At 74.8% G+C, this 4,130-nt stretch carries 1 protein-coding gene; it reads right to left on the bottom strand.

All coding sequences use genetic code 11. From position 1 onward, the window contains the following. On the bottom strand, positions 1–4,130 hold a 4,130-nt coding region (locus ACFT4A_RS42275; protein ID WP_382841998.1), incomplete at both ends, for an SDR family NAD(P)-dependent oxidoreductase.

Below are 4,130 nucleotides of genomic sequence, written 5' to 3'. Positions count from 1 at the left end.
CCGGTGTCGGTGCCGCGGAGCGACGCCGGGTCGATGCCCGCACGCTCGAACGCCTCCCACGAGGTCTCCAGCAACAGCCGCTGCTGCGGATCCATCGCCAACGCCTCACGCGGACTGATCCCGAAGAACTCCGCATCGAACTCGGCTGCCCCGTAAAGGAATCCGCCGTGCCGGGTGTACGTGGTCCCCGGCCGGCCGGGCTCCAGGTGGAACAGCCGGTCCACGTCCCAGCCGCGGTCGCTCGGCATGGCGCCGATGGCGTCGCCACCGGTGGCGACGAGCTCCCACAGGTCCTCGGGGCCGGTGACGTCGCCGGGGTATCGGCAGGCCATGCCGACGATGACGATCGGGTCGGCGTCGGTCGAGGCGCGCGAGGAGCCGGCGACGACGCCCCCGCGGGCGTCCCCGGTTCCCCCACGTGTCCCGTTCTCCCCGCCTGCGCCGCTTCGACCGCCTGCCCCGCCCTCGGCGCCTTCCCCGCCTTCCTCTCCTTCGCCGGTGAGCAGCGAAAGCAGGAAGCGGGTCACCGCCTTCGGGGTGGGGTGGTCGAAGACGAGGGTGGCGGGCAGGAGCAGTCCGGTCGCGGCGGCGAGCTGGTTGCGCAGCGTCACGCCGGTCAGCGAGGTGAGGCCCAGTTCGGAGAACGGGCGCCCGTCACGGACGCGTTCGGGCGAGGCGAAGCCGAGGACTCCGGCCACGAGACCACGGACGAGGCCGGACACCTCCTGCTCGCGCTCGGCGGCATCCAGACCGGCGAGCCGGGACACCAGGCCCGCGCGGGCCGGCTCCGCGCCGCCGCCCGCGGTCTCGCGGCGGGCGCGCTTCGCTTCGGGGAGCTCGCCGAACAGGGGCCGGAGTCGCCCCGTCGTGGCCGCGGAGAGGAAACGGTCCCAGTCGACGTCGGCGACGGTGACGCACACGTCGTCCGCGTCCAGGGCCCGGTCGAGGGCCGCCAGGGCCTGCTCGGCGCCGAGTCGGCCGAGGCCGACGCGCTCGAACTCGTCGGCCACGGCTGTGCTCGCGGCCATCCCGGCGCCCGCCCACGGACCCCAGGCGATGGCGGTGGCCGGCAGCCCGGCTGCGCGGCGCCGCTCGGCGAGCGCGTCGAGGAAGGCGTTGCCAGGGGCGTAACCGCCTTGGCCGGGCATGCCCCAGGTGGCGGCGACGGAGGAGAAGAGGACGAAGGCGTCCAGCTCGGTGTCACGGGTCAGCTCGTCGAGGTTGCGGGCACCCGACGCCTTGGCGGCCAGGGCGCGTTCGAGCTGGGCGGGGGTCAGCGCGTCGAGGAGGGCGTCGTCCAGCTGTCCGGCCGTGTGCACGACGGTGGTCAGGGGAAGCTCGTCCGGTACGCCCGCCAGGACGCGCCCGAGGGCGTCGCGGTCGGCGACGTCGCACGCGGCGAACGTGACGCGCGCGCCGAGTTCGGTCAGCTCCCTGCGCAGCTCCTCCGCTCCAGCGGCCCGTTCGCCGCTCCTGCTGACGAGCAGCAGGTGGCCGGCGCCCGCCTCGGCCAGCCGGCGGGCGACCAGGGCACCGAGAGCGCCGGTGCCGCCGGTGACGAGGGCGGTGCCGCCGGGGCGCGGCCGGCCACGGTGGGCAAGCCTGCGCAGGGGGGCGGGCACCAGTCGGCGCGCGCGGACCTCGCCGCCGGGGCGCAGGGCGAGTTGGTCCTCTGTACCCACGACATCGCCATCAGCCTCGGCGTCGACGTCGGCATCGGCATCGACCTGGCCCCGCACGGCCCCGGCGAGTACGGCTCCGAGCCTTTCGACGGTGGCCGGGTCGGGCCGCTCGGGGAGGTCGAGGAGACCACCCCACCGCTCGGGGAGCTCCAGGGCCACGATCCGCCCCAGTCCCCACAGTTGTGCCTGGACGGGGTCGATGGACGGGTCCTCCACCCCGGTGGCCATGGCGCCGGTCGTCGCGTACCAGACGCGCGTACGGGCTGCCGCCGGATCGCCCAGCGACTGGGTCAGCGCGAGGGTGGCCGCGAGGCCGGCGGGCACGGCCGGGTGTCCGGGCGCGTGGCCTTCGGCGAAGGCCAGGAAGGACAGCACACCGACCGGGCGTGCCTCGTCGAGGTGCGGGCGCAACAGGGCGCTCATCTCCTCGCGATCCGCCCCCGGGTCCACGGCAACCGTGCGTACGGTGCCGCCACGCGCGGTCAGCGCGTCCCCTGCAGCGACGGCCCACGGGTGCTCCCCTGCCCCCTCGGGCACGACCAGGAGCCAGGTCCCGCCGACGACCGCTCCGGCGGTGGTGTCCACGCGCTGCCAGCGGATCCGGTACGTCAGGGCGTCGACGGCGGCCTCGGAGCGCCGCCGGCCGTCCCACCGCGAGAGCGCGGGCAGCGCCGCGCCGAGCGCGGCGAGCTCAGGCGCGTCCGGCCCCTCCTCCCCGTCAAGGCGGCCGGGGCCGGAGTCCGGCAGGAGACCCAGTTCCGTCGCGAGGGCCCTCGGGTCCCCGTCCCGTACAGCGGCCCAGAAGCGCCGCTCGGCCTCGTCTGCCGCGGGCAGCACCGGCGCCGAGGTCGAAGACGAAGAGGAAGACGAAGAGTAGGACGGAGAGGAAGAGGAGACAGAGGAGGGCGCGAGCCAGTAGCGCTCGCCGGCGAACGGGTAGGTGGGCAGTTCGACGGCGCGAGCCGTCCCGTCGGCGAAGAGCGGGGTCCAGTCCACGTCCTCACCCCGGGCGAACTCCCCGGCGAGCGCCGCCGCCGGCCCGCTCCCCTGCCCCGCGGGATCGGCAGAGGGCGCGATGACCCCCTCCGCACCGGCCGCCACCGCCGCGAGTCCGTCCAGCAGCTCCGCTCGGGTGGCGCCCAGGACGACCGCGCGGTGCTCGAAGACGGCACGGGCGGTGGCGAGGGTGTACGCCGCGTCCAGGGTGCTCGGCGCGTCCTCGCCGCCCAGGTGGCGCGCGAGCCGCAGTGCCTGCTCGCGCAGGGCGGAGGGGGTCTTCGCGGAGAGCACGAGGGGCCGGGGCGCGGCGCTTCCGCCTTCCGGTCGCTCCGGCTCGGACGGGGCCGGGGCAGGGGCCGGGGCTGACGCCAGGGCCGGGCCGGACGCCCGGGCCGGAGCCGGAGCCGGAGCCGACTCCGAGGCCGGGGGTTCTTCAAGAATGACGTGGGCGTTGGTGCCGCTGATCCCGAAGGAGGAGACCCCTGCCCGGCGCGGGTCGCTGCCCCGCTGCCAGGGGGTCGGCTCGGTGAGGAGCCGCACCGCGCCGGAGGCCCAGTCGACGAACGGCGACGCGGTGTCGGCGTGGAGCGTCTTCGGCAGCACGCCGTGACGCATCGCCATCACCATCTTGATGACACCGGCGACACCGGCGGCGGCCTGGGAGTGCCCGATGTTCGACTTGACGGAGCCGAGGTACAGCGGCCGGTCCTCGGGCCGGGCGCGCCCGTACGACGCCAGGAGTGCCTCGGCCTCGATGGGGTCGCCGAGCCGGGTCCCCGTGCCGTGCGCCTCGACAGCGTCGACATCCCCCGCGCCAAGACCCGCATTCGACAGCGCCTGCCGAATCACCCGCTCCTGCGCAAGCCCGTTCGGAGCCGTCAGACCATTACTCGCACCATCCTGATTGACCGCCGAACCCCGCACCACCGCAAGCACCCGATGCCCACGCCGCCGCGCCTCGGACAACCGCTCCAACACCACGACACCGACACCCTCACCCCACCCCGTACCCTCCGCATCCGCCGAAAACGCCCGACAACGCCCATCCACCGAAAGACCACGCTGACGCGAGAACTCCAGGAACACCCCCGGACTCGACATCACCGTCACACCACCCGCCAACGCCAGCGAACACTCCCCCTGACGCAACGACTGCACCGCCACATGCAACGCCACGAGCGAGGAGGAGCATGCGGTGTCCACGGACACCGCCGGACCCTCCAGGCCCAGGGTGTAGGCGATACGGCCGGAGGCGACACTCCCCGCGCTGCCGGTCAGTACGTACCCGTCGGCGCCCTGGGCCGGCTCCGACAGACGGGGCCCGTACTCGCCGAGGGACGTGCCGACGTACACACCGGTGTCGGTGCCGCGGAGCGACGCCGGGTCGATGCCCGCACGCTCGAACGCCTCCCACGAGGTCTCCAGCAACAGCCGCTGCTGCGGATCCAT

The sequence above is a fragment of the Streptomyces sp. NPDC057099 genome (assembly GCF_042671245.1).
Lineage (GTDB): Bacteria > Actinomycetota > Actinomycetes > Streptomycetales > Streptomycetaceae > Streptomyces > Streptomyces purpurascens.
Note: the sequence above shows the minus strand (reverse complement) of the source record. Positions and strands in the feature narration are given on the sequence as shown.